The sequence below is a fragment of the Vagococcus elongatus genome, assembly GCF_003987645.1.
Taxonomy (GTDB): Bacteria; Bacillota; Bacilli; order Lactobacillales; family Vagococcaceae; genus Vagococcus_A; species Vagococcus_A elongatus.
Genome location: NZ_NGKA01000006.1, coordinates 77,266 through 100,408, shown reverse-complemented (window position 1 = coordinate 100,408; position 23,143 = coordinate 77,266). Strand labels below are relative to the sequence as shown.

The following is a 23,143-nucleotide window of genomic DNA, read 5'->3' as shown; positions in this document are numbered from 1 at the left end:
AAATTTTTCATCTTTTTGCTTCTGTCGTCTATTCGACATTTTGAATCTGTTCCCTGATTTTTTCTAGAATTGTCTTCATTTGGACTACAGCATTTTTAATAGACATATTCGTTGATTTTGATCCAATGGTATTAACTTCACGGTTCATCTCCTGCAGAAGGAAATCTAATTCTCGGCCGATAGGTGTTGCTTTTTCCAGCAGTTCTGCCACTTTTTGCTGATGTATATTTAAACGATCCAATTCTTCATGAATATCCCCTCGGTCGATTAAAAGCGTGATTTCTGTCAACAGACGCTGTTCATCATACTCACGACCGACTTCGGTCATCAATTTGTTTTCTAGTCTCAAGCGGTGATCTTCCTCAATCTCAGGTGTCAGCTTGCTTACGCTGCTCACTTGTCGAGAAAAATCATGGAAGTAGTCAACTAAGACCTGACGAATTTCCTCCCCTTCTTTTTGACGGGAAGCATCCAACTGTGTGACTGCTTCTTCAAATGATTCTTCCAGATAATTGATCAAGTCTTCCGTCATTTCCCGGTTTTCTATAACTTCAAAGAAATCCTCACGGGTAGCTATGGCAGAAAGTATTTGCTCCGGATCAAAAGCCACCTCTTTGTAACGAGTCTCCTTGGCTTGCCAAAGCTGGGAGATGATGTCATCCAACAACCCCCATTGAATCTGGACTTTCTTTTGATCTTCTCGTTGATTGATAAAATAAATCGAACATTCTACTCTACCACGCTGGATTTTTTTATTCACAATATTTTTTAGGCGATGCTCAAATTGTTGGAATTCCCGCGGCATCCGAAACTGACAATCCAGAAAACGATTATTTACGGATTTGAGTTCTATTTCTAAATGATAACCATCTTTTACTAGCTGACTTTTCCCAAAACCAGTCATACTTTTCATTTTGACAGGGCCTCCTTCTCTACATATCAAGCATGGCTTGCTTTAAAGCATCAAATTCTTCGTTAGACAATGTGATTCCTTTGCCCATCTTTTCATGGCCGGGAGCCCAATCTCTTAAATCAAACTTAGCCGGACGCTCGTTCCAACTCACCAAATTCAGCTCTTTGCGCCAGCCTTTGGCATTTTCAGACAACACGGCAATCTCTTCAACAATCTCGAATTTAAATTCTTGTGCCATTTCGTTCACTTCCTTTTCTTTAATCAAACAACTTAACATTTGTGCCATCAGCACGATTACTGGATGGAGTTTCATCCCGATTTTCCAAACTTCTGTGGTAATCCGCTCTTCAAGGAAATATTGCAGCAATAAGAACAGCTGTGCTTCATCACCAATCACCGGTGTTTTCTCCAAATATTTTTGAATCCATTCTATGGGAGATAACAACATGTCTTCATAAGACATTTCGGCATCGTAGGACGGTCTCCCTTCGTAAGCTGTTAAAATACCATCAATGAATGACTCCAAAGTGTAACATTTACTAGGGGGCAAATCAAAAGCTTCCCCAAGCAACTCTAAAATAGCAAACAACCATGTGTGAACGGATACCCTGTCATGGTATAGTTTACGGATTTTTTCGCTGACTTCATCTATAAACTCATGAGAAAGAATTTTTATTTGCTCAGGTGTCAGCACTTTGCGCATCAATAATTGATTGTAACGGACCACTGCACCGCTAGCCGTCGAATCACTGAACGTGTACCAGCTGCCAGAATATTCTCCCAACATTTTTTTTGTTTCTAGATAGCCTAGCTGGATATTCAACTGGGAGCGCCCGCTATCAAACAGCAAGACAGTCCCTAAAGGCCAGCGACTCTTCAACAGATGCGTTGCCGTTTTAAGGGGAATAGAAGTATTTTTAGCAAACCCCGGACCAGAAATGTCCACAATAATCAACTCGGTCGCTCCTCGATTGATTGCTACATCTATCGGGATATTGTTTCGATACCCTCCATCAACATAAAATTCCCCCTCAATTTCTGTTGCTTCCATGGCTGGATAAAAGGAGGCAGAGGCAAGCAGCCAGTCAATCAGTTGTGCTTCTGGCACATCCTTGATATCTATCACGACTTCGACTAAATTTTTCATTTTTGTCGTACATAAGAACAACTTTTTTTCAGAAGCAAGTAATTGTTGGGTGTTAAGCAACTGTCCGACCAAATCTCTTAAAGGCTTGCTGCTTACGCCTTTATTGGTCAGCGCAGAAAAGGCAAAATTTTGCATTTCCTCCAGTAATCTATCCGGCGAACGGATAGCAGTGTCTTCCTTCATAGGAAAATCTAAAATTTTTCTGGTTTCGATTTTTTGCCACATTTCCTGTGCGGCTTTTAAGTCCCCCTGCAAAACCAAACCGCCATTCAAAGCTCCCACGGAAGTTCCTGAGATTATCTGAAAATCGACCCCGTGTTCCATCAGCGCTTGCCAGACACCGATTTGATAAGCTCCCTTTGCTCCTCCGCCAGCTAAAACCAACCCAGTATGATAGCTCAAATCATTGGTATATAGCAATCCTTGTTTTTCAAAACCGTTGGCCTGCAAAAGCTCATCAATATAATGATTGTTTTCCAGTAAAGAAAGGCTCATTCTTTCCATAAACTGTTTTTTAGCACCATTGATCAGTAAATCCAGCACACTTTGGATGCTTAACTTCTCTTGCCTTCTCACCAAAACACTTGTAACCCGACCTGATTGTTGCTCTTCTTCGATTCGAAAAGCCAACAGGATATGATTGTTTTTTGTCACAAGATGATACGAAGAGGAACCACCAGCATCATGAAAGTAGGCTGTCAGCCAATTTTTTTTACTATTGTTCAATGATTCTTCCAAAGGCAATAAAAAGGCTGCTTGCTCTAAAAATCCCAAAAGTTCCCCAACCGTTGACTGATAGAGAGGTATAATTTCATAAGATTTCATCTGCTCACATCCTTTCCTTTGACCGTCATCTTTTTAGCCTTTTTATAAACTAAGTTTTCCTGCTCTTCACTTTATTATAAAGCTATTAGAGTTCAAAAAAATTGAAATGTTGCTTTGTCTTTGTGTTTTTTGTATAATAGTAACACATGGTGAAAGATTGGAGGGAGTCCCTATGGAAAATAAAAGTAAACGCAATCCGATGAAAAATTTCACAAAAATTATTTCCGATTCTTCTCAGCGTTTTTTGGCTTCTTTTCTCGATGACTCTTTAGCGCAGAAGAAAGAGAAGGAGAAGAAGAAAACTCTTATTCGGCAGGCAATCTCGCAAAACAATATGGTTGTGTTGCAAATTGTTTTGGAAGACCATCCAAACGGCCCCTTTGAAACTCTTTACGGTAAAGTCAGAGAAAATAAAAATAATTCTGACGTCGTGGTGCTTGTATCAAAAGATACGAATGAAATAAAAATGATTCCCATGGATCAAATAAAAAAGGTCAGCATTATGGGACACTCACATAAAAAAATGGCAAAATAAGTCGAAAATATTTTCGGCTTATTTTTTTATTTCTTCCAAAATGATTTGCCCCACTGCCACCAAGTCCGAGTGGGAAATAGATACGTGAACTTTCCCTTCAAAAGGCGAACGAGTCACCACCGGCTTGCCGCTTCGCTCGTTTAAAATCTCTATATCCTGTAATCCCAGTACCCCGATGCCTGTTCCCCACGCTTTGGAAAAAGCTTCTTTACAGGCAAATCGGCCGGCAAAAAATTCTGCCTGCCTTTTCTCCCCAAGTGCTTCAAACAGCTCCAGCTCTTTTTCTGTCAACACACGCTTAACAAAAGCCGGATTGGTTTGAAGAATTTTTTTAATACGGGAGATATCTGCCACATCAATCCCTATACCATAGATACTCATCTGCTGTCACTTCCAAAAAAATTTACTTTTTAAATCAATGAAACAGAAAATGAATGACTCTTTTCTGCCCATGAGTGTTGATTTTTTAACGACTGCTCTGTTCTAAGGATACCATTTTCAAAATAATTATCCCAGTAAAAAAACAATTAAACGGGAGAATACGCCCGATTAATTGTTTTTAACTTTTTTATTTATGATTGGTACGGATGACAAAATCCCGTTTGCTTTTATTGCTGCGTTTTTTGCTATTCCAGTCTTTACGCTTATTTTTGTTGCTTCCCTGAAAATCACGGTCACGTCGATCATTGCGACGAGAGCCGCCGCCTCCGCCTCGGCGATCACCAGTTTTTTTGCCTTTTTGCTTTCCGTTATTCCGACGTGTAGCAGGCAAAGGTCTTTCAGGTGTGATTTTTACTGGAACTTCAGAGGCGTCTTCTTTAGTCACTGCCTTGATTAACAGTGCCACTAAATCTTCCGCAGAATACTGCGTCAAAAGTTCGCTTGCAGTTGCTTGATAAATTTCCAAGCCATTTTTTTCCAAATCTTCCTGAATTTTCTCCACAGCTGTTCCAATTTGTCCTTGAAAAGCTTCTCTTTGCGTTGGAGGACGCAAAGGAGACATTTTTTTCTTAGTAAGTTCTTCAATCACATGAAGATAGCCCATCTCATTCGGTGTAACAAATGTTACCGACATGCCGTCTGCTCCAGCACGACCTGTCCGGCCGACCCGATGCACATAACTTTCCGGATCTTGAGGGATGTCATAATTAATCACGTGAGTCACACCAGAAATATCCAACCCGCGAGCTGCTACATCTGTTGCTACCAACACATCAATTTTATTAGATTTGAACGCACGTAAAACACTCATTCTCTTTTGTTGGGTCAAGTCCCCATGAATGCCTTCAGCTTTATAACCTCTTGCCTCTAAACCTCTAGACAACTCATCTACCCGGCGTTTAGTACGTGCAAAGACAATCGTCAACTCCGGTGTCTGAACATCAAAGAAACGTGTCATCACATCAAATTTTTCAAAATCTTTACAACGAACATAGTATTGATCGATCAAACTTGCTGTCATTTCTTTAGCTTTGATCGTGATATGTTCTGGATTTTTCATAAATTTAACACCGATATCTTTGATACTTTTCGGCATAGTCGCTGAAAAAAGTAGTGTCTGGCGGTCTTTAGGGGTTTCAGAAATGATTCTCTCAATATCTTCTAAAAAGCCCATGTTCAGCATTTCATCTGCTTCATCTAAGACCAAGGTGCTAATTTTATTCAAACGTAATGTCTTGCGCTGAATATGGTCAATCAAACGTCCCGGAGTCCCCACAACAATATGAGGGTTGTCTTTCAAACTGCGGATTTGACGACCAATATCTGCCCCGCCGTAAACAACTTGAACGCGTACTCGCTTTTCTTTTCCCAGTCTGAAAAGTTCTTCCTGAGTTTGGATGGCCAGCTCTCTTGTAGGGGCTACAACCAATCCTTGAATTTCTCTTTTGTTAATATCTATCTTCTGGATCATAGGCAAACCAAACGCTGCTGTCTTACCAGTTCCTGTTTGAGCTTGACCGATGACATCCTTTCCTTCTAAAGCCAACGGAATTGTTCCTGCTTGGATTGGGGTGGCTTCCTCAAATCCAATTCTCTCAACTGCACTTAATAGTTCTGGTGCTAAACCTAAATCTTCAAACTTCAAATAATATCCTCCTAAGTATTTTTCTATCTATTTTTTTACGAACAAAATAATTCTTATCAATGTCCACATCTCTATAATATTAGCATAAAATGCTCTCCGTTACAAACCATTAATCCTGTTTTCTTGAAATTCCCTCAACTATTTCTGCAAGTTTCATACTATTGCTGCCTTTAAATAAAATTATATCTTGAGGCTGAAGCACTTCTTTGATTTTTTTTATCAATGCCTCCCGTTCTTCAAGAGGAAAATAAAAATAAGTCATTTCTTCTTTTTCTGCCAATTCAACCGCTAGATTTTTCATCCACTGCCCATACAACAGGACCACGCTGATTTTCTCAGAATCAATAACATCCGACATCTCACGGTGCATGGCAGCTGAGTCAGTCCCCAGCTCTCCCATGTCAGCCAAAACAGCCACTCGTTTTCCCATCGGCTCCAAGTCAATCTGACCAAACGTTTTTAACACCAAGCGCATGGCGGTAGGGTTAGCGTTGTACGCATCATTTAAAATATCTGCCCCATTCCAAGCTTTTCTCCACTCCGCCCGACTATGCGTCAAACGAAGAGAAGCCAGACCGGCATAAATGTCATCTTCTGATAATCCAAAATATTCTCCCACAGCTATGGCAATCAGTGCATTGTTGACGTTGTAATCACCTACCACTGGAATCGTAAACTTTCTTCCAGCAAAATGATTTGTAACAAAGGTGATGGCGGTTTTGGTACGATCCACGATGTCGGCTGTCACATCTTCCGTTCCTTTTTGGCCGAAAGTCACGATATTCTGCGGCAGATTTGCCAGCAAACTGGTCAGCAGTGGTTCTTCTCCAGGAACGATCAATTCTCCATTATGAGATAATCCTTCAGTTATTTCCATCTTCGCCTCGGCAACCCCTTGACGAGACCCTAAATACTCCAGATGAGACTCTCCAATAATCGTGATGGCAGCGACTTCAGGCTCGGCAAGCAAAGACAGAGGGCGTATCTCATCTTTATGGTTCATGCCCATTTCCAAAACCAACGTTTCCGTATCTGAAGGCATATGTAAAATAGTGTAAGGAAGGCCGATTTCATTATTAAAATTCCCTTGAGTCTTGTAAGTTTTAAATTTTTGACTCAACACGCTGGCAACCATATCTTTTGTGGTAGTTTTGCCATTGCTGCCTGTGATACCCACCACTCTAGGCGCGATTTTTTTAACAAAATAATGTGCCAAATCCTGCATAGCTTGCAAACAATCCTCTACAATCAGCAAAGGGAAATCTTTTGGTTTAGGGTAAGATGTCCCCTCCTCCCAAAAACTGACGCTGGCACCATTTTCAATCGCCAAGTCAATAAATTCATGACCGTCTCGTGTCCCCTTCAAAGGAACAAACAAACTATTTTCCACTACTTTTCGCGTGTCAAATTCCACACCTTTAATGATGACCTCTGACCACCTGCTGATATCATTTTTAGCCTTCACGATGTCAGCTATTTCAATTAAAGTAAACATTTCCCCGCCTCTTTCTCCGGTCGCTCTTCTTTCAAAAAAATAAGGTTGAGACGTTTTCCATCATCAACCCCATCAATAGCACATTAAAATAAATGACTAGACAACTGTTCCTTCTCAAAGCAATAAGCACGTGCCGCTAATTCAAAATAAATTTTTTTGAAACTAATGGCTTATTCGCTCGTATCATCACTTTGTCTAAATCACTTGCATTTATTCATGAACAAACTGTTGTTTTTCTTTATGACGCATCAAGGCTAATTGAATCAACTCTTCAATCAAATCGCCGTACTTCAAGCCCATCTCTTTCCAAAGCAATGGGTACATACTGAAAGGAGTGAAGCCGGGCATTGTATTCAACTCATTTAAGAACAATTCGTTATTGTTGGTCAAAAAGAAGTCGCATCGGCTCAATCCGCTGCAATCTAAGGCAATATAGGACTTTTTAGCTAATTCTCTAGCTTTGTCTTGGATTTCTTCAGGAATATCTGCCGGAATTTGCAACGTCACCTGATTGTCGATATATTTTGATTCGTAATCATAAAAAGCCACATCTTTCACGATTTCGCCGGGCACTGTAGTCCGGACTTCATCGTTGCCTAAAACACCGACTTCGATTTCTCTAGCGTCAATCCCTTGTTCTACGATAACGCGGCGGTCATATTGAAAAGCTAAATCGATAGCCTTTTGCAACTCTTCTCTTGTTTCTGCTTTACTGATTCCCACACTGGAACCCATATTGGCCGGCTTGATAAACATGGGATAAACTAAAGACCCTTCACAGTAATCAAAGACCCCTTCCTGATCATCTTTCCACTCACCCTTTGCAACCGCCACATAAGGCACTTGGGGAATCCCGATTTGCTGCAAAACATGCTTAGTCATAATTTTATCCATGGCGCAAGCACTGGACAAAACCCCGGTCCCTACATAGGGCATATTGATAGTTTCCAAAAGTCCTTGAATCGTGCCATCTTCTCCGTTAGGCCCATGTAAAATCGGAAAAACTACTGCGTCTTCCTCTACAATGTCTCCAACTTTAATTTTAGTTGCTGTTTCTTCCGTTAGATGAAGAACTTCTTCGGCTGTTGGCGCTTCGGTCAACAACGGTCCTTTCAGCCAAGTGCCTTCTTTGGTGATATACACTAATTGCACCTGATAGTATTCATAATAAAAAGCTTGGAGCATCGAGTAAGCCGACAAAATTGAAATCTCATGTTCAGCACTCTTTCCACCATACAAGGCAACAATCTTCATATTTCTCCCCTCAATTCTACAAAACTGTCTTCATTATAGCAATTCCCAACAGAAAAAAACAAGCCTAAATTGATTAGACTTGTTTAGAGCCATATAATAAACCAACATCCTCATATTCGATCGTCCACGTCCGGTCCAGATGGGAATAAATCAGCGTTAAAATCTTTTCGTCTCTTTCAGTGGCTGTCTTGATTTTATCTTCCATAATATACACTGGGACACAATATAAATCATCGATCATCTCTTTTTGAGAAAAATCAAAGACCACACCCTCTTGAAGGATTGATTTGGCTTCTTTCAACAGTTTTAAGTCCACTGTCGGTATCGCCACTTTTTGCTGAAAAAACAATCTTCTATGATTGACCTGCTCTTGGACTTGTCTTTCAATACCCCGCTGCAATACTAAAAAAAACTCATCTAAATGACGATAATAAACTTTGCCGTAGTCATCCTGACGGCCAAAGAAAACAAAATTATTTTGTAATTTATAGAAAAATGGCGAATGGAGATGTGTTCTCATGTGAGCAAAATAAAGTAATTCAGAAATTTCAATCGGAGTCAGTTGTCTAAGCAAGTCGATACTTTTGAAGTCGATCCATTTCATACTATTGCCGTTATCCAGAGAGCTGTTAAAAAATTGACGAATGGCTTCTTCCCCTCGAATCATTCGCAAGCCTGTAGAGGGTTCAAACTCTCCCGCAGATGGTTCCGCAGATAACAACAAAATATTTTGAGGAAATAAAGTTATGGCTTCCTGAAAATCTACAAGTGACATTCCTTTTGACATAACTGAATTTGAAATCGTATCTAAATGAACATACACTTGAGTCGCTTTCACCTTGTTCACCCCTTTTAACTTTTACCCATGTATTCTATTTTACATCATTTTCAAGAAAATAGCAGAGTTACAAGTTTAAATTTTGGTTACATTCCCGCGATTGGAAACACTATTGTAATATTTATAATTCACTTCCAATGCTATTTTCATTTTTTTATGTTATTATAATCAAAAAGAAAAGGGGTGAGGAGGATCACCGAAAAGAAAAACAGACAAGCACTTCACGGAAAAAAAGCATCAAAAAAGAAAAAACCAAACAGGATGAAAAATTTTTTTATCAATCTATTTCTCCTTCTGTTACTGCTTGTTGGATTAGCATTAATCTTCAACAAACAAATCCAATCCTTCCTGCTGAGCCAACTGCTGGATAAAAATCGAGTCGAAAATGTTTCTAGAAAAGATATTGAAGCCAATATGAATAAGAAAGCCAGCTTTGATTTTGAAGCAGTAGAATCTGCTGATTTTGAATCAGTGTTAAGAGGGCGTCTCAACAACGAAAATATGTATGTGGTTGGCGGCATTGCCATTCCGGAAGTCAACATCAATTTGCCTGTATATAAGGGCTTATCGCCAAATGCTATCACATTTGGTGCAGGAACTATGAAAGAGGAACAAAGGATGGGCGAAGGAAACTACGCACTGGCAAGTCACCACATGATCGACCGGGAAATTTTATTCGGTCCCTTGGTTCACATCGAGCTGGGACATACGATTTACTTGACAGACTTAGCCTACATCTACGAATACACGGTGGTTTTCAAAGAGTACGTTGCCCCTACCAGAGTGGATTTGATTGACGATGTTGCTGATAGAGTATTAGTTACTCTGATTACTTGTGATTATACAGGTGCTAATCGTATCGCCGTTCAAGGAGAATTAGTACAAAAAGTGTCTGTCAAAGAAGCTTCTAAAGAAATGCAAAATGCATTCAACTTAAAAGAAAATCTAATCGAAGGTACTATCGTCAACTAGCTTTAAAAGAAAATTAACCCTTAGTATCTAAATGTTCAACTTACTTATGATTAATACAGGCATGAAAAAAAGATAAACTCTTATTTCCATGCCTATTTTTTTCGGTCAATGAACCACAAATGATTTTTTTACTTTAAGTCTCTCTTCAAGTATCCCTTGGAGCATCCCTTAAAAACTTAAATTTCTTGTTTGATTATATCCAGCCACACCTCACTGCCCCGATCAATCAACTCGTAAGTATGGTCAAAATCCCCTGTATAATATGGGTCCGGCACTTCATCTGCTGCTACATCATCGACAACAGATAAAAATAAATGTATCTTATGATGATAAACTTCGGGAGATTTTCTCTTCAAATCAATAATATTTTGAGCGTCCATCCCGATAATGTAATCAAAAGAACTGAAATCTTCTTTACGAATAACTTCTGCTCTAATACCAGAATAATCGATCCCATGTCTGTCTAAAAGCTTTCTTGTCCCTTGATGGGGCTGCCGTCCCACGTTCCAGCTCCCAGTAGCTCTAGAAGATACCAAGACTTGTTCCGCTAACCCATGATCCAAAAGTTTCCGGCGAAAAACAGCCTCAGCCATAGGAGAACGGCAAATATTTCCGAGACAGACAAATAAAACTTTCTTCATTCTTCCACCTCATCTAACATCTGTTCAAATTTTTTCGCAAATTTTTGTCGTGATGCCTCACTAAATTTTTTGGGCCCTTTGGTTCTTTGACCGCTCTGTCTCATTTTTGCTGAAAAATGCCGACTTTCGAGAAGCATATCAATAGTTGCTTGAGTGTACTCTTTCCCTGAATGGTGAACCACTCTGACCTTTTTTGGCAATGCCAGAGATGCCAAACCATAATCTTGGGTCACTAAAATATCCCCTGTGTGTAATAAAGATATGATTTTAAAATCTGCAGAATCTTGTCCTCTGTCGACATAGACACAGTTAACATTTTCAGGAACTTTATTTGACGAATGGTCATAGCTTGTCACCAAAGTTACGGGAACTTGATATCGTTCACAAATCGTATAAATAATCTCTTTCACCGGACAAGCGTCACCATCAATGATTACTGTTATGCTAATCTCCTCCTCTAGATTTCACCGCTTTAATGAGAAAAGATGATGTGCCGAACACATCATCTTCCCTTGCGGCATTAATTTGCCACGATATTAACTAATTTATTAGGAACTGCGATGACTTTTCTAACCGATTTTCCTTCCAGCTGTTGCGCAATTTCTTCATGGGCCAGAGCAAATTCTGTCAACGCATCTTTTTCCATATTACTAGAGACAGACACACGGGCTCTTACCTTGCCGTTAATTTGAATGACGATTTCCACCATATCTTCCATCAATTCTTTTTCATCATAGTCTGGCCATGGAACGTAAGTCAAACTGCCGTCCATTCCCAGTATCTCCCACAATTCTTCCCCCAAATGAGGTGCGATAGGGGCAAGCAATTGAACGAAGCCTTTGATGTAATCATAAGGCAGAGAATCCAGTTTATTAGCTTCATTTACAAAAATCATCAACTGGGAAATCGCTGTATTAAAATGCAGCATTTCAAAGTCTTCCGTGACTTTCTTTACTGTTTGATGATAAACTTTCGTCAACTTGCCGTCATTATAAGTAGTGATGCGATCTCTCATTTTACCTTTTTCATCAACTATCAAACGCCATACACGATCCAAGAATTTACGGGCGCCCTCCAAACCGTTCTCGCTCCATGAGATGGAAGCATCCAGCGGCCCCATAAACATTTCATACAAACGCAGTGTGTCAGCTCCATATCTTTGGACCACATCGTCAGGATTGACAACATTTCCTTTTGATTTAGACATTTTCTCATTGTTTGCACCCAAAATCATGCCTTGGTTGAAAAGCTTTTGGAATGGTTCTTTGGTAGGGACTACACCAATATCATACAAAAACTTATGCCAGAATCGGGCGTACAGCAGATGCAGCACTGCATGTTCTGCACCGCCTATGTAGATATCCACAGGCAGCCAGCGTTTCAGTTTTTCCGGATCAGCAATTTCATTTTTATTATGAGGATCAATAAATCTTAGATAGTACCATGAGCTACCAGCCCATTGCGGCATCGTATTAGTTTCCCGACGGCCTTTCATGCCTGTCTTAGGATCAACCACGTTCACCCAATCATCAATATTAGCTAAAGGTGATTCCCCTGTACCGCTAGGATGAATATCTGTTGCAATAGGCAATTTCAACGGCAGCTCTTCTTCTGGAATAGCTGTTGTTGTGCCGTCTTCCCAATGAATAATCGGAATCGGTTCTCCCCAATATCTTTGACGGGAAAAGAGCCAGTCTCTCAAGCGATAATTGATTTCTTTTTTACCGACTTTATTTTCTTCCAGCCAGTCAATCATCGTTTGAATGGCCTGTTCATTTGTCAGACCGTTCAAAAAATCTGAGTTGATGTGGTCCCCTTCTCCTGTATAGGCTTCTTCTTCAATATTTCCCCCTTGAATCACAGCGCGAATCGGCAAATCAAAGGTTTTTGCAAAGGCATAGTCACGCTCATCGTGAGCCGGTACAGCCATAATAGCGCCAGTACCATAACTTGACAAAACATAATCTGCAATCCAAATCGGCATTTTTTCTCCGTTGACCGGATTGATGGCGTAAGCACCTGTAAACACACCGGTTTTTTCTTTCGTCAACTCTGTACGATCCAACTCCGATTTGTTTTCAGCTTCCTTGATATATTTTTCAACGGCAGATTTCTGCTCTGGAGTCATGATTTCTTTAACTAAAGGCAATTCTGGCGCAAAAACTGCATAAGTCGCACCAAACAACGTATCTGGACGAGTTGTAAAAACGGTAAACTCCTTATCCGTCCCCTCGATTTTAAATGTCACTTGGGCCCCTTCTGAACGACCAATCCAGTGACGCTGCATCTCCTTGATACTTTCTGGCCAATCCACTAATTCCAAATCATCAATCAACCGGTCAGCATAGTCGGTGATTTTCAACATCCACTGCTTCATCGGGACACGGTAAACCGGAAAACCTCCTCTTTCCGTCAAACCATCGATAACCTCCTCATTGGCTAAAACTGTCCCCAAATCTGGCGACCAGTTCACCGGCACTTCCGCTTCGTAGGCCAAACCTTTTTCGAATAATTTAGTAAAAATCCATTGCGTCCATTTATAGTAAGCAGGATCAGTGGTATTGATTTCACGATTCCAATCATAACTAAACCCTAAAGAATTGATCTGTCTTTTAAAAGTCTGTGTGTTTTTTTCAGTAAATTCAGCTGGGTCATTGCCAGTGTCCAAGGCATATTGTTCAGCTGGAAGCCCAAAAGCATCCCACCCCATTGGATGAAGCACGTTATACCCTTGCGCTCTTTTCATTCTCGCCAAGATGTCAGTTGCAGTGTACCCTTCCGGATGCCCTACATGCAGTCCTTGACCTGATGGATAAGGAAACATATCTAAAGCATAATAATTTGGTTTGCTTTCCTCTTCCGTTGTTTTAAAAACTTGTTCTTTGGCCCAATACTTTTGCCATTTTTTTTCTACTTCGAGATGATTAAACCCCATTTTCGTCCCTCCTGTAATTAAATAAAAAAGTCCTATAAAAGCATGATTTTTGCTTTTATAGGACGTCATATCAACGTGGTACCACCTAAATTTCATCGGGATTTCCGATGCTTTAATGCTCAATAACGTGAGCAAACCGTCTCAGAATTTTTTAAATCAACTTTTTTGTATATTAAGGCAAGTTCAAAAGCTCCACCATACACATTTTCACCAAACATGTGCTCTCTGCCATGATCTGACTTTTTACTACTCCTCTTCTGGATGATGACATCATATCAAAAAAGAATTACTTTTGCAAACATTACTTTACTCTAAGGCTTTGCCCCACATAGATAAGATCATTTGTCAGCTGATTCCATTGTTTAAGCTGAGACACAGAAACTCCCTTATCCCCTGAAATTTTCCATAGGGAGTCTCCTGCTTTAACAGAATAAAACGACGACCCTGAAGCTGGCTTAGTACTGGTCGATGCGGACTGGTTTACATTTAACTTTTGTCCCACATGTATAATATCATTCTTCAGACTATTCCAAGACTTCAACTGTGCCACAGAGACACCATATTTTGCCGCAATCGCAAATAATGTATCCCCAGATTTTATCGTGTATGTTGTCTTGCTGGTACTTGTATTCGCTGACGTTTCCGTCTTGTTGGGGTTACTTGTATTGCTCGAACTACTTGAAATTTTTAATTTGCCTCCAACGTAAATTACGTCGCTTTTCAAATTGTTCCAAGATTTCAGTTGTGAAACTGTCACACCATATTTTGCTGCGATACCATATAATGTATCTCCTGATTTGATGGTGTAGCTGGCTGTCGTATTAGTCGATTGATTATTGCTTGGTGCCGTTGTGCCAGCCGAAGTACTCGTTTTTAATTTTATCTTTTGACCGACATAAATCAGGTCGCTGGATAAACCGTTCCATGATTTCAATTGACTGACAGACACATTGTATTTTAAGGCGATACCATATAACGTGTCCCCAGATTTCACAGTATAACTTTTAGTGCTGTCCGTTGAAGCACTGTTATTAGTATTGTTTGTCGTATTGCTGTTACCTGTGGCAGCACCTTTTGAATTTATTTTCAACTGCTGCCCGATAAAAATCGTATCGCTTTTCAGATTATTCCAAGTTCTCAGCTGGGCTACGGTCACGCCGTATTTCAATCCCAAACCATATAAAGTATCTCCAGCTTTGACCGTATGAGTCGTGTTGCCGGAAGGAGTTGACGACTGATTTCCCGAACTGCCGGTATTTCCTGAACCGCTAGAACTACTGCCGGAAGTATTAAGTTTCAATGTTTGTCCCACATAAATCATATCACTGGACAGATTGTTCCAAGATTTCAACTGGGCCACGGTCACACCATGTTTTAAGGCAATACCATATAAAGTATCCCCAGCTTTTATCGTGTAAGTTCCATTCGTTGACTGATTATTATTGCTGTTGTTTTGATTGTTGTTGGAAGAAGTTCCGCCGCCGGAGACGCCCCCGCTCACGGAATTTTTTACTGTAAGGACATTTCCAACATAAATCGTATCACTTTTTAGATTATTCCAAGATTTCAGTTGCGCTACGGTTACGCCATATTTTAAAGCAATGCCATAAAGCGTATCCCCTGCCCTAACCGTATGTTTGGTAGAATTATTGTCAGGAGCAGTCGGCGGTGTGACTACAGTTCCGCCAGAATTATTCCCGCTGTTGCCTGTGTTTTCATTACCCGTATTTGTATTGCCGCTGCCCCCCTGCGTATCATAAGAGGTTAAGCCATAGCGGTCGATAATACTATTTAATTTAGAACCGTATGCCGGGTCCGTCGCATAACGGCCTGTTAACCAAGCAGTCGCATCTCTGAAAGATCTGGTATTGCTCTTCCATGCCCCTGAATAGAAATAATTGCCTGCAGAAAAACTTGTGTTTCTCAATACATTCGCATTGTCCTGTAACGATTCACTATAAGAAGGATACTTTCTAAAAGCTGCTGGAACTATAATATCTTTCCCATTGATGTGTTCCCACGTCTGCATCGTCACAGATTGCCCTTGATAGCTCCCTTTGATACCAAATAAGTTATGGTTTGGCGGCAGAGACAGCGCACTGGAACCCCAGCCGCTTTCTAAAATTGCTTGAGCGATCATAATGGAAGCATATAAGTCGTTGCGTGCAGCTACTGTTCTAGCCTGATCACCAATCGTTTGAATGAAATCCTGCTCTGAAGAAAAAGCACTGTAACTTCTGGCAGAACGATACATGGCAACCATTCCTGTTGGAAAAGCATTTTCCTTCAACTCTTTTTCTTCCGTCACGATCGGTCCGTCTGGTATTCCCTCTTCTCCTTCATAGAGAACTTCTTCTGTACTTTCCTCGTTAACATTTTCTCCCGATGGTTCCCCATTTTCAATGATTTCTTCAGATGATCCAACTGTTTCTTCTTGAGAGTTGACTGTTATTTCATCTGCCTCTGAACTTTTTGTTGTCTCAATATCAGGAAGTTTTTCCGTTTCCTGCTGATCTATCATTTTTGGCTGCTCAGGGTCCAACTCTGAAGCTTTCACTGTTTTGATTCCTTCAAGCGTTGGTACTAAAGCGGAGCCGACAACCATTGATGCACTTAATAAAGAAGCACCTTTTCTAAAAATCACAGGAGATTTCGGGTGATTGTTTCTTTTTCTTTCTGAACGTTTCTCACTCATCTTTTTCACTCCTATTTCCCTAAAAATTCACGTTTAGATAATTATAGCATTATTCCCTTAAAAATAACTGTTTAACACTTATTTGTTACAGAAAAATAATAAACGTTATACAATCGGTTTTGCCCTTTTCGCAGAAAAAATCACGTTGGAAAAAAATGGTGAACAAAATCTGATACGACTGATAAATCAATAAAACTCTAGTCTAATCCCTCCTCATACTTAAGCCCGATTTTGACCAAATCCTATTGTAATCAAGGTAAAAACACTATATATTGAGTATAGAAATCAATGTAAAGAAAAGAGGCTCTCTATGAACAAGGAACATTTTCTGACAGAATTGAAAATTCAGTTACGTCCTTTATATAATGCACAACTTGTTTCCGTGCTAGAAACATTTGAACAAAAGTTCGCTGAAGGCGAATTGGCCGGAAAAACAGAACAAGAAATCTCTAAAGAACTCGGCTCTCCAGTCAAGATTGCCCAGGAAATTTTAAAAGACTTAAACATACAGCCGGCAGCAGAATCACATACTTACCATGACTGGGAAGAAGTGATTCCTGATAATTACAATCAGGACAACAGCTTTGATTATTATCACGACTATGATCAACGCTATGCTGCACCGCCGAAAAAAACATCTCTTTTTTTACGGTTCTGCCAAGTCGCAGGCGTCATCTGTTTTAATTTATTTTTCATGATTTGGATGCTCTTTGCTGCTGCCATGTTTTTCGTGGGCCTTTGGATAGCAGATATCGTCCTTTTACTTACACCTATCCTAGGTATTATCAGCTTTTTTGTTCCGTTCACCTCCTATCGCTTTCTAACATTGTCAGGAACTATCGTATTGTTTGGGCTAGGCCTGCTGGGATTTGTTATTTTAAAAGCCTTGACCGTCTATTTCCTGAGATTCTCAAGATTTTATCTCCAATCTAATCTAAGAATATTGAGAGGTAGATAACAATGAAAAAGAGTACAAAATATCTTTTAATTATTGCTGTTTTTGCCATCGTCGTTGGGGCTGTCGGGGTCGGTATCGGGATTGGTCAAGTCAATGAGGATCGTCTGAATGTGGATCTTGCGTTGAAAAAAGACATAGAAGAATTGACTCTGCGTATCGATAATACAAGCGAGATAGACCTGCATATCAATCAAAGCGAAACCGACCACATGACAATTTCAGACCGGTTCATGCCTACCAATGCTTCTTACGAGTTTAATGAAAAAGGTAAAACAGCAGAATTAATTTTTAAGTTTGAAAAAAATAATTCTCTGCCTGAAGGGGTTCAATTAGGTATCAGTTCAGGAAACGAATTGGAAGTAACTATCCCTGACAGTGTGAAGAAACTTCATATCCAGTCAGATTCTAATCAGCAGACCTACTTGAACATCAGTCAATTGGCTTTGGACAAACTGTCTATGGGTGTGACCAAAACAGAGTCTCATCTCTATGACACTGCCATTCAAGAGTTGGAAGTGACTGCCGACAGCGGTTCTTTTCATCTGAACGACAGTAATGTTACCGGAAAATCAACTATTAAAGGCAAATCGGCTCATATCGTTCTGGAACGGTCAACTTTAGCAGAAGATGCCCAGATTACCTCACAATCAGGGGATATCCAACTTTGGAACGTGACGGCAAAAGATTTATCGCTGGAAAATAATAAGGGTGACACCACATTAGAAGAGATAAAAGGTCCCGTCAAAGTTACTTCTGAAACAGGAGACATTTATTACGCCGCATCCAAATTAACTCACGATGTTGAATTGACTTCAAAAAACGGCAAGGTCATCTCAGTATTGAGGGATAAAGCAAAATCTCAAACGAAAATTCAAGTCAAAAACAGTCCAGATGTGTTGTTGTTCAATGAAGAAAAAATGACCGTCGATAACGAAAAAGCAGAGCATACGATGACCCTTCAATCCGATTTAGGTATTGTCAGAGTGTATGAGCTTCTCCCAATTGGTTACGATGAAGAAACTGGAGAAATCGTACTGGACAAAGATGCTGATGATGAAACCATCGATCACTATCGAATTGATGGGGAGGATGAAACTGCTATGGAAAATTCTCGTATTGATTTTCACAATGAGTATTGGCCAAACTATCAAATCTTCGAAATTTATTACCATTATTAAGAGTTGGTCGCCTAACAATTTTGGCCTCTCCTTAAATAAAATTTGTGTTATAATGAAAAAGCCCTTTAGCTGCCTAAAGGGCTTTTTACTAACTGAAATGAGGAATCTAATTGAAACATTCGAATAAAGCACTTCTTATGCAATTTTATGCCAGCTCTGCCTTGGTCATTTTTATGCTCATCGGCTACACCGCTAAATTTTATGAAGAATTATTATTGGCAATCGATCTGCCTATAATAACTTTTATTGCTGACCATCGTTCAAGAGTTCTGACCAGCATCTTTACTTGGCTGACTAAATTCGGCAATGGCGTAACGGTCATTTTCTTATTACTAGTAGTGGTTGCCTTCCTTTGGCAACGAAAAAAGAAGGTGGAATCTGCTTGGCTGTTAGCGAATTGCGGGATTTCTGCCAGTGTCAATTTTTTGATTAAATTTTTATTTGAACGGCCTCGCCCTTCTGTAAAACATCTGGTTCCAGCGACTCACTTTAGTTTTCCCAGCGGGCATGCCATGATTTCAATCATGCTGTACGGCACTATGATCATTATTTTGGCGCCTTACGTCAGAGTAAATGTTTTTGCTAAAATGGCACAGGTGATACTCGCCCTTTTGATCGTGCTGATTGGCATCAGCCGCATCTACCTAGGTGTTCACTATCCTTCAGATATTATCGCAGGGTATTTATTAGCTCTCAGCTGGCTAGGCCTGAGCTATCCTGTGTTCGCTAAGTATCGTTATAAGCAACTATTCCATCACCCTTAAGAAAGAGAGTTTTATATATGACTTTTATTTATTCCAATGACCCAAACAAACGATTTCATACTTTGAATTACGCTTTTAGAAAAAAATTTGGCGAAAAAGTATTTAAAGTGACCATCGACGGCGGTTTTGACTGCCCCAATCGTGACGGAACAGTGGCGCACGGCGGTTGTACTTTTTGCAGTCTTTCTGGTTCAGGGGATGCGATTTTAGCACCGAAAGACCCGCTGCCGGTCCAATATCAAAAAGAAGTGGCCCGAATGCATGAAAAATGGCCATCAGTCAATAAATATATCGTTTATTTCCAAAATTTTACAAATACTCATGCCCCCTTGGAAGTCATCCGGCATCGTTTTGAACAAGTGATAAACGAAGAGCGTGTCATAGGGCTGTCCATCGGTACCCGGCCAGATTGTCTCCCTGATGATGTGGTCGAATATCTGGCAGAATTGAATGAACGGCTATATTTGTGGGTAGAATTGGGACTGCAAACCGTCCATGAAGAAACTAGCCGCAAAGTAAATCGGGCACATGACTACCAAACGTATCTGGATGGCGTGGAAAAACTCCGTAAACATCAGATACGGGTGTGTACCCATCTTATCAATGGTCTTCCCGGTGAAACACCGGACATGATGAGGGAAAATGTCCGCCGTACCATTTTAGATTCTGACATCCAAGGAATCAAAATTCATTTGCTCCATCTGATGAAAAACACCCGAATGATGCGGGATCATGCCAATGGAAATTTGAGGTTCATGAGCCAAGAAGAATATGTCAGTTTAGTTTGCGATCAACTCGAAATGATTCCCCCGGAAATCATCATTCATCGTTTAACAGGTGATGCCCCTCGGGAGGCGTTAGTCGGTCCTATGTGGAGTATCAATAAATGGGAAATCCTAAATGCCATCGATGATGAGATGAAACGCCGGCAGACTTGTCAGGGAGCACACAATGTCAGACTGGAAGGAAGCAATCAACTATGTTAGTCAGTGCATTGAAATTTGGTCATCAGCTGTTAGCAGAAGTTATCGTCTCTGGGGACACTGTGGTAGATGCAACTGTGGGTAATGGCTACGACACCTTATTTCTTGCTAAATTAGTGGGAAAGCAAGGGAAAGTCATCGGTTTTGATATCCAGCCCCAAGCCATTGAAATCACAAAACAAAAATTGCTGGAACAACATCTGTCATGCCAGACCCGCCTTTACTTAAAAGGGCATGAAAAAATTCAAGACGTTTTAACAAATGAGGAGCGAATCAAAGGGGCTGTTTTCAATTTAGGCTACCTCCCCAAAGGCGACAAACAAATCATCACTCAGGGAAAGACCACTATCACAGCTCTGTCTACATTGATGGACCATTTGGAAAAAGGCGGTCGAATTGTTATGGTTATTTACTATGGACACCCCGGGGGCGAACAAGAAAAAGAAACCGTCCTTGATTTTGTCAAAGCCATCCCTCAAGAGGAGTTTAATGTGCTGAATTATCAATTTATCAATCAAAAAAATTCCCCTCCGATACTGATTTGTATCGAAAAGAAGTTGAGAAAAAATAATCCTTAGCTGAAAAAATTTAACCTATTGACTCTTTTTCATCATAAATAAAGACTTTGACGTGTCTTACATCGGACTCGTCAAAGTCTTTATTTATTCTGCCAAACTAGCTAAAAGTGCTTCCACTTTATCTGTCCGCTCCCATGTAAAGTCAACATCCGTTCGGCCAAAGTGACCATAAGCAGCTGTTTTTTTATAGATGGGTTTGGTTAAATCCAGCATATCGATAATACCTTGGGGACGTAAATCAAAATTAGCTCTCACTGCTTCGACTAAACGTTCCTCTGCTACTGTCCCGGTGCAAAACGTATCGATAGCAATCGACACAGGGTAAGCAACACCGATGGCATAAGCCAACTGCACTTCACATTTTTTTGCCAACTTGGCAGCCACAATATTTTTTGCAATGTATCTTGCGGCATAACTAGCTGAACGATCGACTTTCGTGCCGTCTTTTCCCGAAAAGGCACCTCCGCCGTGACGGGCATACCCGCCATAAGTATCTACGATGATTTTTCTTCCGGTCAATCCGGCATCTCCTTGAGGACCGCCAATCACAAAACGTCCTGTTGGATTGATAAAATAACGAGTTTTTTCATCCAGCAAAGAAGAAGGAATCACAAAACGAATTACTTTTTCCATGATATCTTCTTTAATTTGCTCTAGAGTGATGCCATCTTCATGTTGGGTACTGATGACAACTGTATCGATACGCTGGGGCTGACCCTTGGCATCATATTCTACCGTCACCTGAGACTTGGCATCGGGTCTTAAATAAGGAAGCTCCTTGCTCTTTCTCAATTCTGCCAAACGACGCACCAAATGATGACTTAACGAGATAGGCAGCGGCATAAGTTCTGGGGTTTCATCACAGGCAAACCCGAACATCAGTCCCTGATCTCCCGCACCGATATCCTTGTCTCCAAGAGCTTCTTCTCTAGTCTCCAAGGCATTATCCACACCTTGTGCGATGTCTGGCGACTGTTCGTCGATTGCTACCATGACGGCGCAAGTATCTCCGTCAAAGCCGAATTTGGCCCGGGTATAGCCGATGTCTTTAATGGTTTGACGCACCACCTTTTGGATATCCACATAGCCTGTCGTAGATATTTCACCAAAGACAAACACCAAACCAGTCGTCACTGCTGCTTCACAAGCAACCCGTGCCTTTGGATCTTGTTCCAATAAAGCATCTAAAATCGCATCACTGATTTGATCTGCTACTTTATCTGGATGGCCTTCAGAAACAGATTCTGAAGTAAATAATCTTTTTTCAATCATTTCCATTCCCCCTTTTATATTTTTCGGTTACAAGGAATCTTTAAAAAGAAACTTTTTAAATCCTATCGGGAATCTTGCAACGTTCTTAGTATAACAAATTTAAAGCAAAACGCTATATTTATTTAAAAATCAATCACTACTTGACGAAATTCCGTTCTTTCTATAGGATTATTAACATAAGCCATTACTAGAAGAGGAGGCGCAAAGTGAACAAAACAAATAATCAGTCGTTTAATTTCCCGTTTATTTTATTAAATTCCGTAGCTCAAGCAATCATCGGCTTTCTCCCAGCGATGCTGCTAAATAAAACGGCCCGTTCTTTTTCGTTACACCTGCTGATTTTTATCGGCTACTTGCTGTTATCCGAATTTTTCATGGCTTTGATCCGAAGTCGTTATCAATTTGGGCGAAGACTTTCTATCCAATTGTACAGTGTTAAATTGGCTGTTTCTTCACTGCTCATTTTTTCATATGGCATGAATACCACATGGCAATTCGGTGTCATTTTAGCCAGCTATGAAGCGTTTCAGTTTTTGTTTTTCTCCAGTAATTATTACTATCCAGATTCTCTGCTTTTCACTATCACACAAGCTTTTTTTAAAGGCATTGTTTTAAATATGATCGTTTACTTGTCGGATTCATATTCATTTAAAATCGACTTGGCTCTCTTATTCGTAGTCAGTGCCAGTGTTATTTTATGGCAGACACTGATTATTCAAAAAACATATTCATATTTAAACCGACAGAAACTTTTCAGTTTGTTCAGTCTGATTTTTATGATAGTGAGCGTCGGTTGCCTATATTATTTTAATATACAAAAGCAGCTATCTTTCGTTACCTTCATAGCAGCTGCCCTTGCGTCAGTCATAGTTTTTTCACTGTCCCATCTGATGAGGAATCAGAAAAAAAGAGAACTTTTCTTAAATTTCAGCATTTTAGTGTTATTGTTTTTCATCTATATCAATTGGAAATAACCACACAGACTAAAAAATCTGCGTGGTTTTTATTTTTTCAAAAATAGACATAAAAAGAGTAGATTTCTCTACTCTTAAATGTCGAATCTTTAGAATCTAC

20 protein-coding genes, 1 pseudogene, 1 riboswitch and 1 other annotated feature are annotated in these 23,143 nt (G+C 40.2%); of the genes and pseudogenes, 8 read left to right on the top strand and 13 right to left on the bottom strand.

Annotation, left to right across the window (positions count from 1 at the left end; all coding sequences use genetic code 11):
- Positions 1 to 28: 28 nt before the first annotated feature.
- The 3 genes and pseudogenes from CBF29_RS05350 to CBF29_RS13965 form a co-directional block, all read right to left on the bottom strand.
- Positions 29 to 913 carry a YicC/YloC family endoribonuclease gene (locus CBF29_RS05350; protein ID WP_126808159.1) on the bottom strand — a complete coding sequence of 295 codons (885 nt, stop codon included), beginning with the start codon at positions 911 to 913 and terminating at the stop codon, positions 29 to 31.
- Between the two features lie 19 nt (positions 914 to 932).
- Positions 933 to 1,151 (bottom strand): YdbC family protein, encoded by a 219-nt coding sequence (locus CBF29_RS13970; protein WP_245987278.1) that lies wholly within the window; start codon positions 1,149 to 1,151, stop codon positions 933 to 935.
- Positions 1,152 to 1,898: 747 nt separating this feature from the next.
- Positions 1,899 to 2,555: pseudogene (locus tag CBF29_RS13965) on the bottom strand (patatin-like phospholipase family protein); the annotation flags it as partial.
- Between the two features lie 502 nt (positions 2,556 to 3,057).
- Between CBF29_RS13965 and CBF29_RS05340 the strand changes: the two are divergent.
- A complete protein-coding gene (locus CBF29_RS05340; protein WP_126808154.1) occupies positions 3,058 to 3,420 on the top strand; it encodes a hypothetical protein in 363 nt (120 codons plus the stop codon).
- An 18-nt stretch (positions 3,421 to 3,438) separates the two neighbouring features.
- On the opposite strand, the gene acpS is transcribed toward CBF29_RS05340, so the two are convergent.
- The 5 genes from acpS to CBF29_RS05315 form a co-directional block, all read right to left on the bottom strand.
- Complete coding sequence (gene acpS / locus CBF29_RS05335) at positions 3,439 to 3,801, bottom strand: holo-ACP synthase (protein WP_126808152.1); 363 nt, start codon at positions 3,799 to 3,801, stop codon at positions 3,439 to 3,441.
- Between the two features lie 187 nt (positions 3,802 to 3,988).
- A complete protein-coding gene (gene cshA / locus CBF29_RS05330; RefSeq protein ID WP_126808149.1) occupies positions 3,989 to 5,506 on the bottom strand; it encodes a degradosome RNA helicase CshA in 1,518 nt (505 codons plus the stop codon).
- A gap of 109 nt (positions 5,507 to 5,615) precedes the next feature.
- Positions 5,616 to 7,001 (bottom strand): UDP-N-acetylmuramoyl-tripeptide--D-alanyl-D-alanine ligase, encoded by a 1,386-nt coding sequence (locus tag CBF29_RS05325; protein ID WP_126808147.1) that lies wholly within the window; start codon positions 6,999 to 7,001, stop codon positions 5,616 to 5,618.
- A gap of 210 nt (positions 7,002 to 7,211) precedes the next feature.
- Entirely contained in the window at positions 7,212 to 8,255 is a 1,044-nt protein-coding gene (locus CBF29_RS05320; RefSeq protein ID WP_126808144.1) for a D-alanine--D-alanine ligase, read from the bottom strand.
- 73 nt (positions 8,256 to 8,328) lie between these two features.
- The gene (locus CBF29_RS05315) at positions 8,329 to 9,093 is read right to left on the bottom strand and encodes a hypothetical protein (RefSeq protein WP_126808142.1); all 765 of its coding nucleotides are present in this window, start codon (positions 9,091 to 9,093) and stop codon (positions 8,329 to 8,331) included.
- A 261-nt stretch (positions 9,094 to 9,354) separates the two neighbouring features.
- On the opposite strand from CBF29_RS05315, the gene CBF29_RS05310 reads away from it, so the two are divergent.
- Positions 9,355 to 10,065, top strand: coding sequence for a class A sortase (locus CBF29_RS05310; RefSeq protein ID WP_126808139.1), 711 nt, complete (start codon positions 9,355 to 9,357; stop codon positions 10,063 to 10,065).
- 176 nt (positions 10,066 to 10,241) lie between these two features.
- Here CBF29_RS05310 and CBF29_RS05305 read toward each other — a convergent pair whose 3' ends face one another.
- The 4 genes from CBF29_RS05305 to CBF29_RS05290 all read right to left on the bottom strand — a co-directional run bounded on the left by CBF29_RS05305 (position 10,242) and on the right by CBF29_RS05290 (position 16,336).
- Entirely contained in the window at positions 10,242 to 10,706 is a 465-nt protein-coding gene (locus tag CBF29_RS05305) for a low molecular weight protein-tyrosine-phosphatase (protein ID WP_126808137.1), read from the bottom strand.
- A complete protein-coding gene (locus CBF29_RS05300; protein WP_342775190.1) occupies positions 10,703 to 11,137 on the bottom strand; it encodes a YaiI/YqxD family protein in 435 nt (144 codons plus the stop codon). The genes CBF29_RS05305 and CBF29_RS05300 overlap by 4 nt, the downstream gene beginning before the upstream one ends.
- 89 nt (positions 11,138 to 11,226) lie before the next feature.
- A complete protein-coding gene (gene leuS / locus CBF29_RS05295) occupies positions 11,227 to 13,641 on the bottom strand; it encodes a leucine--tRNA ligase (RefSeq protein ID WP_126808133.1) in 2,415 nt (804 codons plus the stop codon).
- Between the two features lie 55 nt (positions 13,642 to 13,696).
- Positions 13,697 to 13,910, bottom strand: a binding site (T-box leader).
- Between the two features lie 32 nt (positions 13,911 to 13,942).
- Positions 13,943 to 16,336: a LysM peptidoglycan-binding domain-containing protein gene (locus tag CBF29_RS05290; RefSeq protein ID WP_126808130.1), complete on the bottom strand. Its 2,394-nt coding sequence runs from the start codon at positions 16,334 to 16,336 to the stop codon at positions 13,943 to 13,945.
- Between the two features lie 310 nt (positions 16,337 to 16,646).
- Between CBF29_RS05290 and CBF29_RS05285 the strand changes: the two genes are divergently transcribed.
- From CBF29_RS05285 to mnmM, 5 genes are all read left to right on the top strand, one after another.
- Positions 16,647 to 17,294 (top strand): DUF1700 domain-containing protein, encoded by a 648-nt coding sequence (locus tag CBF29_RS05285; protein WP_126808128.1) that lies wholly within the window; start codon positions 16,647 to 16,649, stop codon positions 17,292 to 17,294.
- 2 nt (positions 17,295 to 17,296) lie between these two features.
- A complete protein-coding gene (locus tag CBF29_RS05280; protein ID WP_126808126.1) occupies positions 17,297 to 18,472 on the top strand; it encodes a DUF4097 family beta strand repeat-containing protein in 1,176 nt (391 codons plus the stop codon).
- Positions 18,473 to 18,582: 110 nt separating this feature from the next.
- The gene (locus CBF29_RS05275) at positions 18,583 to 19,236 is read left to right on the top strand and encodes a phosphatase PAP2 family protein (RefSeq protein ID WP_126808123.1); all 654 of its coding nucleotides are present in this window, start codon (positions 18,583 to 18,585) and stop codon (positions 19,234 to 19,236) included.
- A gap of 17 nt (positions 19,237 to 19,253) precedes the next feature.
- On the top strand, positions 19,254 to 20,222 hold the full coding sequence (mnmL, locus tag CBF29_RS05270; protein WP_126808121.1) for a tRNA modification radical SAM protein MnmL/YtqA: 969 nt from the start codon (positions 19,254 to 19,256) through the stop codon (positions 20,220 to 20,222).
- On the top strand, positions 20,216 to 20,797 hold the full coding sequence (gene mnmM / locus CBF29_RS05265; protein WP_126808119.1) for a tRNA 5-(aminomethyl)-2-thiouridylate-methyltransferase MnmM: 582 nt from the start codon (positions 20,216 to 20,218) through the stop codon (positions 20,795 to 20,797). The genes mnmL and mnmM overlap by 7 nt, the downstream gene beginning before the upstream one ends.
- 84 nt (positions 20,798 to 20,881) lie before the next feature.
- Here mnmM and metK read toward each other — a convergent pair whose 3' ends face one another.
- Positions 20,882 to 22,069 carry a methionine adenosyltransferase gene (metK, locus tag CBF29_RS05260; protein ID WP_126808117.1) on the bottom strand — a complete coding sequence of 396 codons (1,188 nt, stop codon included), beginning with the start codon at positions 22,067 to 22,069 and terminating at the stop codon, positions 20,882 to 20,884.
- Positions 22,067 to 22,154, bottom strand: a riboswitch (SMK box riboswitch). (Overlaps the previous gene by 3 nt.)
- Positions 22,155 to 22,275: 121 nt before the next feature.
- Between metK and CBF29_RS05255 the strand changes: the two genes are divergently transcribed.
- The gene (locus CBF29_RS05255; protein ID WP_126808115.1) at positions 22,276 to 23,043 is read left to right on the top strand and encodes a hypothetical protein; all 768 of its coding nucleotides are present in this window, start codon (positions 22,276 to 22,278) and stop codon (positions 23,041 to 23,043) included.
- The last annotated feature ends 100 nt before the right edge of the window (positions 23,044 to 23,143 follow it).

Bases quoted from the DNA above. Each gene is read 5' to 3' on its own strand.
- CBF29_RS05350 (WP_126808159.1), bottom strand. From the start codon at position 913: ATGAAAAGTATGACTGGTTTTGGGAAAAGTCAGCTAGTAAAAGATGGT.
- CBF29_RS13970 (WP_245987278.1), bottom strand. From the start codon at position 1,151: ATGGCACAAGAATTTAAATTCGAGATTGTTGAAGAGATTGCCGTGTTG.
- CBF29_RS05340 (WP_126808154.1), top strand. From the start codon at position 3,058: ATGGAAAATAAAAGTAAACGCAATCCGATGAAAAATTTCACAAAAATT.
- acpS (WP_126808152.1), bottom strand. From the start codon at position 3,801: ATGAGTATCTATGGTATAGGGATTGATGTGGCAGATATCTCCCGTATT.
- CBF29_RS05325 (WP_126808147.1), bottom strand. From the start codon at position 7,001: ATGTTTACTTTAATTGAAATAGCTGACATCGTGAAGGCTAAAAATGAT.
- CBF29_RS05320 (WP_126808144.1), bottom strand. From the start codon at position 8,255: ATGAAGATTGTTGCCTTGTATGGTGGAAAGAGTGCTGAACATGAGATT.
- CBF29_RS05310 (WP_126808139.1), top strand. From the start codon at position 9,355: ATGAAAAATTTTTTTATCAATCTATTTCTCCTTCTGTTACTGCTTGTT.
- CBF29_RS05305 (WP_126808137.1), bottom strand. From the start codon at position 10,706: ATGAAGAAAGTTTTATTTGTCTGTCTCGGAAATATTTGCCGTTCTCCT.
- leuS (WP_126808133.1), bottom strand. From the start codon at position 13,641: ATGGGGTTTAATCATCTCGAAGTAGAAAAAAAATGGCAAAAGTATTGG.
- CBF29_RS05290 (WP_126808130.1), bottom strand. From the start codon at position 16,336: ATGAGTGAGAAACGTTCAGAAAGAAAAAGAAACAATCACCCGAAATCT.
- CBF29_RS05285 (WP_126808128.1), top strand. From the start codon at position 16,647: ATGAACAAGGAACATTTTCTGACAGAATTGAAAATTCAGTTACGTCCT.
- CBF29_RS05280 (WP_126808126.1), top strand. From the start codon at position 17,297: ATGAAAAAGAGTACAAAATATCTTTTAATTATTGCTGTTTTTGCCATC.
- mnmL (WP_126808121.1), top strand. From the start codon at position 19,254: ATGACTTTTATTTATTCCAATGACCCAAACAAACGATTTCATACTTTG.
- mnmM (WP_126808119.1), top strand. From the start codon at position 20,216: ATGTTAGTCAGTGCATTGAAATTTGGTCATCAGCTGTTAGCAGAAGTT.
- metK (WP_126808117.1), bottom strand. From the start codon at position 22,069: ATGATTGAAAAAAGATTATTTACTTCAGAATCTGTTTCTGAAGGCCAT.